The 15,153-nt window shown below is 56.4% G+C and carries 10 protein-coding genes; all 10 read right to left on the reverse strand.

Going from position 1 to position 15,153, the window contains the following annotated elements; genetic code table 11:
- Positions 1-13 precede the first annotated feature (13 nt).
- Positions 14-313 carry a 50S ribosomal protein L23 gene (gene rplW, locus PSH86_RS27385; RefSeq protein ID WP_002555488.1) on the reverse strand — a complete coding sequence of 100 codons (300 nt, stop codon included), beginning with the start codon at positions 311-313 and terminating at the stop codon, positions 14-16.
- On the reverse strand, positions 310-912 hold the full coding sequence (rplD, locus tag PSH86_RS27390) for a 50S ribosomal protein L4 (protein WP_003186057.1): 603 nt from the start codon (positions 910-912) through the stop codon (positions 310-312). The genes rplW and rplD overlap by 4 nt, the downstream gene beginning before the upstream one ends.
- A gap of 12 nt (positions 913-924) precedes the next feature.
- Entirely contained in the window at positions 925-1,560 is a 636-nt protein-coding gene (gene rplC / locus PSH86_RS27395; protein WP_003186059.1) for a 50S ribosomal protein L3, read from the reverse strand.
- An 80-nt stretch (positions 1,561-1,640) separates the two neighbouring features.
- A complete protein-coding gene (gene rpsJ / locus PSH86_RS27400; RefSeq protein WP_003186070.1) occupies positions 1,641-1,952 on the reverse strand; it encodes a 30S ribosomal protein S10 in 312 nt (103 codons plus the stop codon).
- 158 nt (positions 1,953-2,110) lie between these two features.
- Positions 2,111-3,304 (reverse strand): elongation factor Tu, encoded by a 1,194-nt coding sequence (tuf, locus tag PSH86_RS27405; protein WP_003186103.1) that lies wholly within the window; start codon positions 3,302-3,304, stop codon positions 2,111-2,113.
- A 31-nt stretch (positions 3,305-3,335) separates the two neighbouring features.
- A complete protein-coding gene (fusA, locus tag PSH86_RS27410; RefSeq protein WP_109756658.1) occupies positions 3,336-5,441 on the reverse strand; it encodes an elongation factor G in 2,106 nt (701 codons plus the stop codon).
- Positions 5,442-5,471: 30 nt separating this feature from the next.
- Positions 5,472-5,942 (reverse strand): 30S ribosomal protein S7, encoded by a 471-nt coding sequence (gene rpsG, locus PSH86_RS27415; RefSeq protein ID WP_003186074.1) that lies wholly within the window; start codon positions 5,940-5,942, stop codon positions 5,472-5,474.
- A gap of 102 nt (positions 5,943-6,044) precedes the next feature.
- A complete protein-coding gene (rpsL, locus tag PSH86_RS27420) occupies positions 6,045-6,416 on the reverse strand; it encodes a 30S ribosomal protein S12 (RefSeq protein ID WP_003186084.1) in 372 nt (123 codons plus the stop codon).
- A gap of 216 nt (positions 6,417-6,632) precedes the next feature.
- Positions 6,633-10,832: a DNA-directed RNA polymerase subunit beta' gene (gene rpoC, locus PSH86_RS27425; protein WP_109756659.1), complete on the reverse strand. Its 4,200-nt coding sequence runs from the start codon at positions 10,830-10,832 to the stop codon at positions 6,633-6,635.
- 63 nt (positions 10,833-10,895) lie between these two features.
- The gene (gene rpoB / locus PSH86_RS27430; RefSeq protein WP_109756660.1) at positions 10,896-14,969 is read right to left on the reverse strand and encodes a DNA-directed RNA polymerase subunit beta; all 4,074 of its coding nucleotides are present in this window, start codon (positions 14,967-14,969) and stop codon (positions 10,896-10,898) included.
- Positions 14,970-15,153 lie beyond the last annotated feature (184 nt).

A 15,153-nucleotide genomic window follows, 5' to 3' on the forward strand; every position in this document is an offset into this window, starting at 1 on the left:
ATGCACCCCTTCCTTACTCAGCACTGCTGCTGAAATCGAGATCTTGGCCTGGCTGAAGGGAGATAACTGCCTTCTTCCAGTCATTACGCTTGCCCAGACCGCGAGCAGTGCGCTTGCTTTTACCCAGAACGTTCAGGGTAGTCACGCGCTCTACTTTCACGCTGAACAGGCTTTCGACGGCCTTCTTGATTTCCAGCTTGGTTGCGTCGGTCGCAACCTTGAAAACGAACTGGCCTTTCTTGTCTGCCAGAACCGTAGCCTTCTCGGAAACGTGCGGGCCAAGCAGAACTTTAAATACGCGTTCCTGGTTCATCCCAGCAGCTCCTCGAATTTCTTCACGGCCGACACGGTGATCAACACCTTGTCGTATGCGATCAGACTGACCGGATCGGAACCTTGCACGTCACGAACGTCGACGTGTGGCAGGTTGCGAGCAGCCAGGTACAGGTTCTGATCAACAGCGTCAGACACGATCAGGACGTCAGTCAGGCCCATGCCGTTCAGCTTGTTCAGCAGATCTTTGGTTTTCGGTGCTTCAACAGCGAAGTCCTGAACCACGACCAGACGATCAGTACGCACCAGCTCAGCAAGGATGGAACGCATTGCTGCGCGATACATCTTCTTGTTCAGCTTCTGGGAGTGATCCTGAGGACGAGCTGCGAAAGTGGTACCGCCGCCACGCCAGATTGGGCTACGGATAGTACCGGCACGAGCACGGCCAGTACCTTTCTGACGCCATGGGCGCTTGCCGCCACCGGAAACGTCGGAACGGGTCTTTTGCTGCTTGCTACCTTGACGGCCGCCAGCCATGTAGGCCACGACTGCTTGGTGAACCAGCGTCTCGTTGAATTCGCCGCCAAATGTCAGTTCGGAAACTTCGATCGCTTGAGCGTCATTTACATTTAATTGCATGTCAGCTTCCCCTTAACCGCGAGCCTTGGCTGCTGGACGTACAACCAAGTTGCCGCCAGTAGCGCCAGGAACAGCGCCCTTGACCAACAACAGATTGCGTTCAGCGTCCACGCGCACTACTTCGAGGGACTGCACGGTCACGCGCTCAGCGCCCATATGACCGGACATTTTTTTGCCCTTGAATACACGACCAGGAGTCTGGCACTGGCCGATAGAGCCTGGAACGCGGTGGGATACGGAGTTACCGTGGGTGTTATCTTGCCCGCGGAAGTTCCAACGCTTGATCGTACCCTGGAAGCCTTTACCCTTGGACTGACCGGTTACATCAACCAGTTGGCCAGCGGCGAAGATTTCAGCGTTGATCAGATCGCCGGCCTGGTACTCGCCTTCTTCAAGGCGGAATTCCATTACGGTACGACCAGCGGCAACGTTCGCCTTGGCGAAGTGGCCAGCCTGAGCTGCTGTTACACGCGAAGCGCGACGCTCGCCGACAGTGACTTGCACTGCACGATAGCCATCGGTCTCTTCAGTTTTGAACTGGGTGACGCGATTCGGCTCGATCTCAATGACCGTGACCGGAATGGAGACACCTTCTTCGGTGAAAATACGGGTCATACCGCATTTACGACCGACTACACCAATAGTCATGTTGTAAACCTCATGAGTGTACGGGGCTTTCACCCGCTATGGCCGCCCATTTCAGAGCGTTACACGACTAAGACCGAGTCTTAGCCGAGGCTGATCTGCACTTCCACACCGGCCGCAAGATCGAGCTTCATAAGTGCATCAACGGTTTTATCCGTTGGCTGGACGATGTCCAGAACGCGCTTATGAGTACGGATCTCGTACTGGTCACGCGCGTCTTTGTTGACGTGCGGGGAGACCAGAACGGTGAACCGCTCTTTACGGGTAGGCAGTGGAATTGGACCACGCACTTGAGCACCAGTACGTTTCGCGGTTTCCACGATTTCCTGGGTGGATTGGTCGATCAGGCGATGGTCAAAAGCCTTCAACCTGATACGGATTTGCTGATTTTGCATTGGATTTCAGACTCCGGCTGCTATTCCCACCGGGCGCAATACGCCCGTTAAAAGGAGGCGCAATTCTATAGACGCCCCTGATAGGTGTCAACCCAATAAAAAAGCCCCCGCTTAGCGGGGGCTTTTTCAACTCATCAAGCTGACTCTATATAAGAGACTTACTCGATGACTTTGGCTACGACGCCGGCGCCGACGGTACGACCGCCTTCACGGATAGCGAAACGCAGACCGTCTTCCATCGCGATGGTCTTGATCAGGGTAACAGTCATCTGAATGTTGTCACCTGGCATTACCATTTCAACGCCTTCTGGCAGCTCGCAGTTACCAGTCACGTCAGTAGTACGGAAGTAGAACTGTGGACGGTAGCCTTTGAAGAACGGAGTGTGACGACCGCCTTCTTCCTTGCTCAGAACGTAAACTTCTGCGGTGAACTTGGTGTGCGGCTTGACGGTGCCTGGCTTGACCAGAACCTGGCCACGCTCAACGTCGTCACGCTTGGTGCCGCGCAGCAGCACGCCGCAGTTCTCGCCAGCACGACCTTCGTCGAGCAGCTTGCGGAACATTTCAACGCCGGTGCAGGTAGTTTTCTGAGTGTCGCGCAGACCGACGATCTCAACTTCTTCCTGGATACGGACGATGCCACGCTCAACACGACCAGTCACAACAGTACCGCGACCGGAGATCGAGAATACGTCTTCGATTGGCATCAGGAACGGCTTGTCGATAGCACGCTCTGGCTCTGGGATGTAGCTGTCCAGAGTTTCCACCAGCTTCTTGACAGCAGTGGTGCCCATTTCGTTGTCGTCTTGGCCGTTCAGAGCCATCAGAGCCGAACCGATGATGATCGGAGTGTCATCACCTGGGAAGTCGTAAGTGCTCAGCAGGTCGCGCACTTCCATCTCAACCAGTTCCAGCAGCTCAGCGTCGTCAACCATGTCAGCCTTGTTCAGGAAGACAACGATGTACGGAACGCCTACCTGACGGGACAGCAGGATGTGCTCACGGGTTTGTGGCATCGGACCATCAGCGGCCGAGCAAACCAGGATCGCGCCGTCCATCTGGGCAGCACCGGTGATCATGTTTTTTACGTAGTCGGCGTGACCTGGGCAGTCAACGTGTGCGTAGTGACGCACGGCCGAATCGTATTCAACGTGAGCGGTGTTGATGGTGATACCACGAGCTTTCTCTTCCGGGGCGCTGTCGATCTTGTCGAAGTCAACCTTGGCCGAACCGAAAACTTCGGAGCAGACACGGGTCAGAGCAGCGGTCAGCGTGGTTTTACCGTGGTCAACGTGACCGATGGTGCCAACGTTGACGTGCGGTTTGTTCCGTTCAAATTTTTCTTTAGCCACGACAATTAACTCCTAGCTTAAAGGGGCTGAATCAGCCTTGCTTTTTGGTAACAGTCTCGACGATATGCGACGGAGCTGTATTGTATTTTTTGAATTCCATAGAGTAGCTTGCGCGACCCTGAGACATGGAACGAACGTCGGTTGCGTAACCGAACATTTCACCCAACGGAACCTCGGCACGAATCACCTTGCCGGAAACCGTATCTTCCATACCCAGAATCATGCCACGACGACGGTTAAGGTCGCCCATGACATCACCCATGTAGTCTTCAGGCGTAACGACCTCTACCGCCATGATCGGCTCAAGCAACTCACCACCGCCCTTCTGGGCCAGTTGCTTGGTTGCCATGGAGGCAGCCACCTTAAACGCCATCTCGTTGGAGTCGACGTCATGGTAAGAACCATCGAACACGGTCGCCTTCAGGCCGATCAGCGGATAGCCGGCGACAACGCCGTTCTTCATCTGCTCTTCGATACCCTTCTGGATCGCCGGGATGTATTCCTTAGGAACCACACCACCTACGACTTCGTTCAAGAATTGCAGACCTTCCTGACCTTCGTCAGCTGGTGCAAAACGAATCCAGCAATGACCGAACTGGCCACGACCACCGGACTGGCGAACGAACTTGCCTTCGATTTCGCAGCTCTTCGTGATGCGCTCACGATAGGAAACCTGAGGCTTACCAATGTTGGCTTCGACGTTGAACTCACGGCGCATCCGGTCAACCAGGATGTCCAGGTGCAACTCGCCCATGCCGGAGATGATCGTTTGACCGGTCTCTTCATCAGTCTTGACGCGGAAAGACGGGTCTTCCTGAGCGAGCTTGCCCAGAGCGATACCCATTTTTTCCTGGTCATCCTTGGTCTTAGGCTCAACGGCAACCGAAATAACCGGCTCCGGGAAGTCCATGCGAACCAGGATGATTGGCTTGTCAGCGTTGCACAAGGTTTCACCAGTGGTGACATCCTTCATGCCGATCAAGGCCGCGATGTCGCCAGCGCGCACTTCCTTGATTTCTTCGCGGGCGTTTGCGTGCATTTGCACCATACGACCCACACGCTCTTTCTTGCCTTTTACCGAGTTGATCACGCCGTCGCCGGAAGCCAACACGCCCGAGTAAACTCGAACAAAGGTCAAGGTACCCACGAATGGGTCGGTAGCGATCTTGAACGCCAAGGCCGCGAACGGCTCGTCGTCGCTTGCGTGACGCTCCATTTCCTCTTCCTCGTTATCAGGGTTGGAACCCTTGATAGCAGGAATGTCGGTAGGAGCAGGCAGGAAGTCGATAACGGCGTCGAGAACCAGGGGAACACCCTTGTTCTTGAAGGAAGAACCGCAAACAGCCAGGACGATCTCACCAGCGATGGTACGCTGACGCAGAGCAGCCTTGATTTCCTCATTGGTGAGTTCTTCACCCTCGAGGTACTTGTTCATCAGCTCTTCGTTGGCTTCGGCCGCAGCCTCAACCATGTTGCCACGCCACTTCTCGGCTTCTTCCAGCAACTCAGCAGGAATGTCCTTGCGAACAGGGACCATACCTTTGTCAGAGTCGTTCCAGTAGACCGCTTGCATGTTGATCAGATCGATCTGACCCTGGAAGTTGTCTTCGGAACCGATAGCCAGCTGGATCGGCACCGGAGTGTGACCCAGACGCTGCTTGATCTGACCGATCACGCGCAGGAAGTTGGCACCAGCACGGTCCATCTTGTTTACGTAAACAAGACGTGGGACACCGTATTTGTTGGCCTGACGCCATACGGTTTCCGACTGAGGCTCAACACCCGAAGTACCACAGAACACAACGACAGCGCCGTCGAGTACACGCAGGGAACGCTCAACTTCAATGGTGAAGTCTACGTGGCCCGGGGTATCGATAACGTTGAAGCGATGCTCGTGCGGGTACTGCTTCTCGGAACCCTTCCAGAAGGCGGTGATGGCAGCAGAAGTAATGGTAATACCACGCTCCTGCTCCTGGACCATCCAGTCGGTGGTCGCGGCGCCATCATGCACCTCGCCCATCTTGTGACTTTTGCCAGTGTAAAAAAGGACGCGCTCGGTGGTGGTGGTTTTACCAGCATCCACGTGAGCAACGATACCGATGTTACGGTAGCGGTTAATCGGTGTAGTACGAGCCATAAAGCCCTCGCAAATTGAGTGACGCTAAAATTAGAAGCGGTAGTGCGAGAAAGCCTTGTTGGCTTCAGCCATACGGTGCACGTCTTCACGCTTCTTAACTGCAGCACCTTTACCTTCAGCAGCGTCCAACAGTTCGCCAGCCAAACGCAGAGCCATGGACTTCTCGCCGCGCTTGCGGGCGAAGTCTACCAACCAGCGCATTGCCAGGGCGTTACGACGGGACGGACGAACTTCGACCGGAACCTGGTAAGTAGCACCGCCTACACGGCGCGACTTCACTTCGACCAGCGGAGCGATGGCGTCGAGAGCTTTCTCGAAGATTTCCAGGGGATCGCTGTTCTTGCGTTCCTTAACTTTGTCCAGTGCGCCATAAACAATACGCTCGGCAACGGCTTTCTTGCCGCTTTCCATTACGTGGTTCATGAACTTGGCGAGAATCTGGCTTCCGTATTTCGGATCGTCCAGAATCTCACGTTTGGCTGCTACGCGACGTCTTGGCATTGATAAGCCCTCAAACGGTCTTCAGGTTAGCCCGGGACAGCAGATGCGTGCCCGACCTTACTCTTATCGACTCAATAAAATTAAAAACTGCAAAACGGCCGATTATTTCGGACGCTTGGTACCGTACTTCGAACGACCTTGGTTACGACCTTTAACGCCGGAGGTATCCAAAGAGCCGCGAACGGTGTGGTAACGAACACCTGGCAAGTCTTTTACACGACCGCCGCGGATCAGTACCACGCTGTGTTCTTGCAGGTTGTGGCCTTCACCGCCGATGTACGAGGAAACCTCGAAACCGTTGGTCAGACGCACACGGCATACTTTACGCAGTGCCGAGTTAGGTTTTTTCGGCGTAGTGGTATACACACGGGTGCATACGCCACGACGTTGCGGGCAGTTCTGCAGCGCAGGTACGTCGGATTTCTCGACGATACGCTTACGCGGCTGACGTACCAGCTGGTTGATAGTTGCCATCTACTAGCTCCACTGTTGTCTTGCGACGCTATTGTCTTACAAGAAAAGCAAAATGGCAGGAACGAATTCCCGCCAAATTTAGGGGATCAAGAGTCTAAAGAGGATCTTGTCCCCAGTCAAGGCAAGGCCCCGACCTCCCCGCCCGCCGGATCTCGACAATTTGTCTCGATCCGCCGAACGGGGTGACCAGGGCCAGGCACTCAATTACCGCAGAACTCAGTTACCACTCGAGTTCAGTGCTTCGGTCAGTGCAGCTTCCACTTCACTGGCGCTTACGCGCAACGGCTTGTCAGCATCACGGCGACGCTTGCGCTCGCTGTGATAGGCCAAACCGGTACCGGCCGGGATCAGACGACCCACAACCACGTTTTCTTTCAGGCCGCGCAGGTAATCGCGCTTGCCGGTTACCGCCGCTTCGGTCAGTACGCGGGTGGTTTCCTGGAAGGAAGCCGCCGAGATGAACGATTCGGTGGACAACGACGCCTTGGTGATACCCAGCAGCACGCGAGTGAACTTGGAGACGAACTTGTCTTCGGTCGCCAGGCGCTCGTTTTCCACCAGCACGTGAGTCAGTTCCATCTGGTCGCCCTTGATGAAACTCGAGTCGCCGGATTCAGCGATCTCGACCTTACGCAGCATCTGACGCAGGATGGTCTCGATGTGCTTGTCGTTGATCTTCACGCCTTGCAGACGGTAAACGTCCTGGATCTCGTTCACGATGTACTTGGCCAGCGCACTCACACCCAGCAGACGCAGGATGTCGTGTGGATCGCTCGGGCCGTCGGAGATAACTTCGCCGCGGTTTACCTGTTCGCCCTCGAAGACGTTCAGGTGACGCCACTTCGGAATCAGCTCTTCGTACGGATCGCTACCGTCGTTCGGGGTAATGACCAGGCGGCGCTTGCCCTTGGTCTCTTTACCGAACGCGATGGTGCCGCTGACTTCAGCCAGAATCGAGGCTTCTTTCGGACGACGGGCTTCGAACAAGTCGGCAACACGCGGCAGACCACCGGTGATGTCGCGGGTTTTCGAAGTTTCCTGCGGGATACGGGCGATAACATCACCGATCGCGATCCGCGCACCGTCCGCAACACCGACCAGGGCGTTGGCTGGCAGGAAGTACTGAGCGATTACGTCAGTGCCTGGCAGCAACAGATCCTTGCCGTTGTCGTCGACCATCTTCACGGCTGGACGGATGTCCTTGCCGGCAGCTGGACGATCTTTTGCATCGAGTACTTCAATGTTGGTCATACCGGTCAATTCGTCAGTCTGACGCTTGATCGTGATGCCTTCTTCCATGCCCACGTAGGTCACGGTACCTTTCATCTCGGTCACGATCGGGTGGGTGTGCGGGTCCCACTTGGCCACGATTGCGCCAGCGTCGACCTTGTCACCTTCCTTGACCGAAATCACAGCACCGTAAGGCAGCTTGTAACGCTCGCGCTCACGACCGAAGTCGTCAGCGATCGCCAGCTCACCGGAACGCGATACTGCCACCAGGTGACCGTCCACGCGCTCTACGTGCTTGAGGTTGTGCAGGCGGACAGTACCGCCATTCTTCACCTGGACGCTGTCGGCCGCGGAGGTCCGGCTTGCAGCACCACCGATGTGGAACGTACGCATCGTCAGCTGGGTACCCGGCTCACCGATGGACTGGGCAGCGATAACGCCGACCGCTTCACCGATGTTCACCTGGTGACCACGAGCCAGGTCGCGACCGTAGCACTTGGCGCAGATGCCGTAGCGGGTTTCGCAGCTGATCGGCGAACGTACGATCACTTCGTCGATGCTGTTGAGCTCGATGAACTCGACCCACTTCTCGTCAACCAGGGTACCGGCAGGAACAATCACGTCCTCGGTGCCAGGCTTGAATACGTCACGGGCGATGACACGACCCAATACGCGCTCACCCAACGGCTCTACAACGTCACCGCCTTCAATGTGCGGAGTCATTACCAGGCCATGTTCGGTGCCGCAATCGATCTCGGTCACGACCAGATCCTGGGCAACGTCTACCAGACGACGAGTCAGGTAACCGGAGTTCGCCGTTTTCAACGCGGTATCCGCAAGACCCTTACGAGCACCGTGAGTGGAGATGAAGTACTGGAGTACGCTCAAACCTTCACGGAAGTTCGCGGTAATCGGGGTCTCGATGATGGAGCCGTCCGGCTTGGCCATCAGGCCACGCATACCGGCGAGCTGACGGATCTGCGCAGCAGAACCCCGTGCGCCCGAGTCGGCCATCATGTACATCGAGTTGAAGGATTCCTGGTCGACTTCGTTGCCATGACGGTCGATGACTTTCTCTTTCGAGAGGTTGGCCATCATCGCCTTGGATACTTCGTCGTTCGCCTTGGACCAGAGGTCGATCACCTTGTTGTACTTCTCGCCCTGGGTTACCAGGCCGGAAGCGTACTGACTTTCGATCTCTTTCACTTCTTCGGTGGCAGCACCGATGATGCGGGCTTTTTCATCCGGGATAACGAAGTCGTTAACACCGATGGAAACGCCGGAAATGGTCGAATAGGCAAAACCGGTGTACATCAACTGGTCAGCGAAGATCACGGTCTCTTTCAGACCAACCACGCGGTAGCACTGGTTGATCAGCTTGGAGATCGCCTTCTTCTTCATCGGCAGGTTGACGACGTCGTACGACAGACCTTTTGGCACAACCTGGAACAATAGCGCACGGCCGACAGTGGTGTCGACGATACGAGTGTTGGTCACACTGCCGCCATCACGATCGTTGACGGTTTCGGTGATCCGCACCTTGACCTTGGCATGCAGTGCGGCTTCGCCAGCACGGAACACACGGTCAACTTCCTGCAGATCCGCGAACACGCGACCTTCGCCCTTGGCGTTGATCGCTTCACGAGTCATGTAGTACAGACCCAATACAACGTCCTGCGACGGAACGATGATTGGCTCACCGTTGGCTGGCGACAGGATGTTGTTGGTCGACATCATCAACGCACGAGCTTCCAGCTGGGCTTCCAGTGTCAGCGGTACGTGCACGGCCATTTGGTCGCCGTCGAAGTCGGCGTTGTACGCAGCACAGACCAGCGGGTGCAGCTGGATAGCCTTACCTTCGATCAGTACCGGTTCAAACGCCTGGATACCCAGACGGTGAAGGGTCGGTGCACGGTTGAGCAGCACTGGGTGTTCGCGAATCACTTCAGCGAGAACGTCCCAGACCTCTGGCAGCTCGCGCTCGACCATTTTCTTGGCCGCTTTGATGGTGGTCGCCAGACCACGCATTTCCAGCTTGCCGAAAATGAACGGCTTGAACAGTTCCAGAGCCATTTTCTTAGGCAGACCGCACTGGTGCAGACGCAGGGTCGGGCCTACGGTAATTACCGAACGACCGGAGTAGTCAACACGCTTACCGAGCAAGTTCTGACGGAAACGACCCTGCTTACCCTTGATCATGTCAGCCAGGGATTTCAGAGGACGCTTGTTGGAACCGGTGATAGCGCGGCCACGACGACCGTTGTCGAGCAGTGCGTCGACCGCTTCCTGCAACATACGCTTTTCGTTGCGCACGATGATGTCCGGAGCGGACAGATCGAGCAGGCGCTTCAAGCGGTTGTTACGGTTGATCACTCGACGATACAGATCGTTGAGGTCGGAAGTCGCGAAACGACCGCCATCGAGCGGAACCAGTGGACGCAGGTCTGGCGGCAGAACCGGCAGAACGGTCAGCACCATCCACTCTGGCAGGTTGCCGGAGCCCTGGAAGGCTTCCATCAACTTCAGACGCTTGGACAGCTTCTTGATCTTGGTTTCGGAGTTGGTTTGCGGAATTTCTTCGCGCAGGCGGCCAATCTCGTGTTCCAGGTCGATAGCGTGCAGCAGTTCGCGGACAGCTTCGGCACCCATGCGGGCATCGAAATCGTCGCCGAACTCTTCCAGCGCTTCGAAGTACTGCTCGTCGTTGAGCAGCTGACCTTTTTCAAGGGTGGTCATGCCTGGATCGATAACGACATAGCTCTCGAAGTAGAGAACACGTTCGATATCGCGCAGGGTCATGTCCATCAGCAGGCCGATACGGGACGGCAGCGATTTCAGGAACCATATGTGGGCAACTGGCGAGGCCAGTTCGATGTGCGCCATGCGCTCACGACGAACTTTTGCCAGCGCAACTTCAACGCCGCACTTCTCGCAGATCACACCACGATGCTTCAAGCGCTTGTACTTACCGCACAGGCACTCGTAATCCTTTACCGGGCCAAAGATCTTGGCGCAGAACAGGCCGTCACGCTCAGGTTTGAACGTACGGTAGTTGATGGTTTCCGGCTTTTTAACTTCACCGAACGACCACGAACGGATCATCTCAGGCGAGGCCAATCCAATACGGATAGCGTCGAACTCTTCGACTTGACCCTGGTTTTTCAGCAAATTCAGTAGGTCTTTCAAGGCCTTTCCTCCTGGCGGAGCAGAGAGCGGGCAAACAGCCCCGCTCTCGATTCGCGTCACGTGTTATTCGGTTTCCAGATCGATATCGATGCCGAGGGAACGAATTTCCTTGATCAACACGTTGAAAGACTCGGGCATGCCCGGCTCCATACGGTGATCGCCGTCCACGATGTTTTTGTACATCTTGGTCCGGCCGTTCACATCGTCCGACTTCACTGTGAGCATTTCTTGCAGAGTGTATGCAGCACCGTACGCTTCCAGTGCCCAGACCTCCATCTCCCCGAAACGCTGACCACCGAACTGCGCCTTACCACCCAGCGGTTGCTGGGTAACCAGGCTGTAAGAACCGGTAGAACGAGCGTGCATCTTGTCGTCCACCAAGTGGTTCAGCTTCAGCATGTACATGTAGCCAACGGTAACCGGGCGCTCGAACTTGTTGCCGGTACGGCCGTCGAACAGCTGCATCTGGCCGCTTTCCGGCAGGTCTGCCAGTTTCAGCATGGCCTTGATTTCGCTTTCCTTGGCACCGTCGAACACCGGAGTAGCCATTGGAACGCCACCGCGCAGGTTCTTCGCCAGATCCAGGATTTCCTGGTCGGAGAAGGTGTCCAGCTCTTCGTTGCGGCCGCCGATCTCGTTGTAGATCTCGTGCAGGAACTTACGCAGGTCAGCAACCTTGCGCTGCTCTTCGATCATACGGTTGATCTTCTCGCCCAAGCCCTTGGCCGCGAGGCCCAGGTGGGTTTCAAGGATCTGACCGACGTTCATACGCGAAGGTACGCCCAATGGGTTGAGGACCACGTCGACCGGGGTGCCATTGGCATCGTGCGGCATGTCTTCAACCGGCATGATCACAGAGACCACACCCTTGTTACCGTGACGACCGGCCATCTTGTCGCCCGGCTGGATGCGACGACGGATTGCCAGGTAAACCTTGACGATTTTCAGCACGCCTGGAGCCAGGTCATCGCCCTGCTGCAGTTTGCGCTTCTTGTCTTCGAACTTGTCGTCCAGCAGACGGCGGCGATCAACGATATAGGCCTGGGCCTTCTCGAGCTGCTCGTTCAGAGCATCTTCAGCCATGCGCAGTTTGAACCACTGGCCATGCTCAAGACCGTCGAGGACTTCGTCGGTGATTTCCTGACCTTTCTTCAGGCCGGCGCCGCCTTCGGCTTTGTGGCCGACCAGGGCGGAACGCAGACGCTCGAAAGTTGCGCCTTCGACGATACGGAACTCTTCGTTCAGGTCCTTGCGGATCTCGTCGAGTTGAGTCTTCTCGATCGACAGTGCACGAGCATCACGCTCGACGCCGTCACGGGTGAAGACCTGTACGTCGATGACGGTACCCTTGGTGCCAGTAGGCACGCGCAGGGAGGTGTCTTTAACGTCGCTGGCTTTTTCACCGAAGATGGCACGCAGCAGTTTTTCTTCCGGAGTCAGCTGGGTCTCGCCTTTCGGAGTGACCTTGCCCACCAGGATGTCGCCTGCGCCTACTTCAGCACCTACGTAAACGATACCGGCTTCGTCCAGTTTGTTCAGTGCAGCTTCACCCACGTTCGGGATGTCCGCAGTGATTTCCTCTGGGCCAAGCTTGGTGTCACGGGCCACACAGGTCAGTTCCTGGATGTGGATCGTGGTGAAACGGTCTTCCTGGACCACACGCTCGGACAGGCAGATGGAGTCTTCGAAGTTGAAGCCGTTCCATGCCATGAACGCGATGCGCATGTTCTGACCCAACGCCAGTTCACCCATATCGGTGGACGGACCGTCGGCCATGATGTCGCTACGCTGCACCCGATCACCCTTGCTTACCAGCGGACGCTGGTTGATGCAGGTGTTCTGGTTGGAGCGGGTATATTTGGTCAGGTTGTAGATGTCGACACCGGCTTCGCCAGTTTCAACTTCGTCATCGGCAACACGAACCACGATACGGCTGGCGTCGACGGAGTCGATCACGCCACCACGACGAGCCACGACGCAAACGCCGGAGTCACGGGCAACGTTACGCTCCATGCCGGTACCTACCAGCGGCTTGTCGGCACGCAGGGTCGGTACAGCTTGACGCTGCATGTTCGAACCCATCAACGCACGGTTGGCGTCGTCGTGCTCGAGGAACGGGATCAGCGACGCTGCAACCGAAACTACCTGCTTCGGCGATACGTCCATCAAGGTGACGTCTTCCGGCGCCTTGACGGTGAACTCGTTCAGGTGACGAACAGCTACCAATTCATCGGTCAGGACTTTCTTGTCGTTCATCGTGGCCGAAGCCTGGGCGATCACGTGATCGGCTTCTTCGATGGCGGACAGGAACACGATCTCGTCGGTGACCAGGGCGTCTTTCACCACACGATACGGGCTCTCGAGGAAACCGTACTGGTTGGTGCGCGCATAGGCAGCCAGGGAGTTGATCAGACCGATGTTCGGACCTTCCGGCGTTTCGATCGGGCATACACGACCGTAGTGCGTCGGGTGCACGTCACGAACTTCGAAGCCTGCACGCTCACGGGTCAGACCGCCTGGGCCCAGTGCGGAAACACGACGCTTGTGGGTGATCTCGGACAGCGGGTTGTTCTGGTCCATGAACTGGGACAGCTGGCTCGAACCGAAGAACTCTTTCACCGCCGCAGCCACAGGCTTGGCGTTGATCAGGTCTTGCGGCATCAGGCCTTCGCTTTCAGCCATCGACAGGCGTTCCTTGACCGCACGCTCTACGCGCACCAGGCCAACACGGAACTGGTTCTCGGCCATTTCGCCTACACAGCGAACACGACGGTTACCCAGGTGGTCGATGTCATCGACGATGCCTTTGCCGTTACGGATGTCGACCAGGGTCTTGAGGACCGCAACGATGTCGTCCTTGTTCAGAACACCCGAACCTTCGATCTCGGTACGACCGATACGACGGTTGAACTTCATCCGGCCGACCGCAGACAGGTCATAGCGCTCAGGGCTGAAGAACAGGTTGTTGAAAAGGGTCTCGGCTGCATCCTTGGTTGGCGGCTCGCCAGGACGCATCATGCGATAGATTTCGACCAGGGCTTCCAGCTGGTTGCCGGTGGAGTCGATCTTCAGCGTGTCGGAGATGAACGGACCGCAGTCGATGTCGTTGGTGTACAACGTTTCGATACGAACGACCTGGGCCTTGGCGATTTTCGCCAGGATCTCGGTGGTCAGCTCGGTATTGCACTCTGCCAGGATTTCGCCAGTGGCCGGATGCACGATGACCTTGGCCGTGGTGCGACCCAGGACGTAGTCGATCGGCACCTGCAGCTCTTTGATCCCGGCTTTTTCCAGCTGGTTGATGTGGCGAGCGGTGATACGGCGACCCTGCTCGACAATAACCTTGCCTTTGTCATCCTGGATATCGAGGACAGCGATTTCACCGCGCAGGCGCTGAGGCACCAGTTCCAGGCTGAGGTTTTCACCTTGCACGTGGAAGACGTTGGTGGTGTAGAACGCGTCCAGCACTTCTTCGGTGGTATAGCCGAGCGCGCGCAGCAGTACCGATGCAGGCAGCTTGCGACGACGGTCGATACGCACGAATACGCAGTCTTTCGGGTCGAACTCGAAGTCCAGCCACGAACCGCGGTAAGGAATGATGCGCGCGGAGTACAGCAGTTTGCCGGAGCTGTGCGTCTTGCCACGGTCGTGGTCGAAGAACACGCCTGGAGAACGGTGCAGCTGGGAAACGATTACACGCTCGGTACCGTTGATTACGAAGGTACCGTTCTCAGTCATCAGGGGGATTTCACCCATGTAGACTTCTTGCTCTTTGATGTCCTTGATCGCTTTGTTCGACGATTCTTTGTCGAAAATGATCAGGCGCACTTTTACCCGCAAAGGTACGGCGTAAGTAACACCGCGCAATACGCATTCTTTGACATCAAATGCCGGTTCGCCCAGGCGATAACCGACGTACTCCAGCGCAGCATTGCCGGAGTAGCTGATGATCGGGAAAACGGATTTGAAGGCCGCATGCAGGCCCACGTCGCGGAACTGATCTTTAGTCGCTCCCGCTTGCAAGAATTCACGATACGAATCCAGCTGGATGGCCAGGAGGTACGGCACATCCATGACGTCCGGCAACTTGCTAAAGTCCTTGCGGATACGTTTTTTCTCAGTATATGAGTAAGCCATCAGCGTTCCCCAGCTTGGTCACCTGCTTGTTTGGCCCCTCCCGACGGGAGCAGCCAGAAAATCGTGCAAACCCCATGGTTTGCGCCACCACATCGGGTGGTTACAGCTCGCTATCGGCACCGACCCAGTCGGCTGCCAATAACGGAAAAAGGCCGGTGGCAAGAGCCACCAGCCATCAGCCTGT

It is taken from the genome of Pseudomonas sp. FP2300 (assembly GCF_030687595.1).
In the GTDB taxonomy this organism is placed as follows: Bacteria; Pseudomonadota; Gammaproteobacteria; order Pseudomonadales; family Pseudomonadaceae; genus Aquipseudomonas; species Aquipseudomonas bijieensis.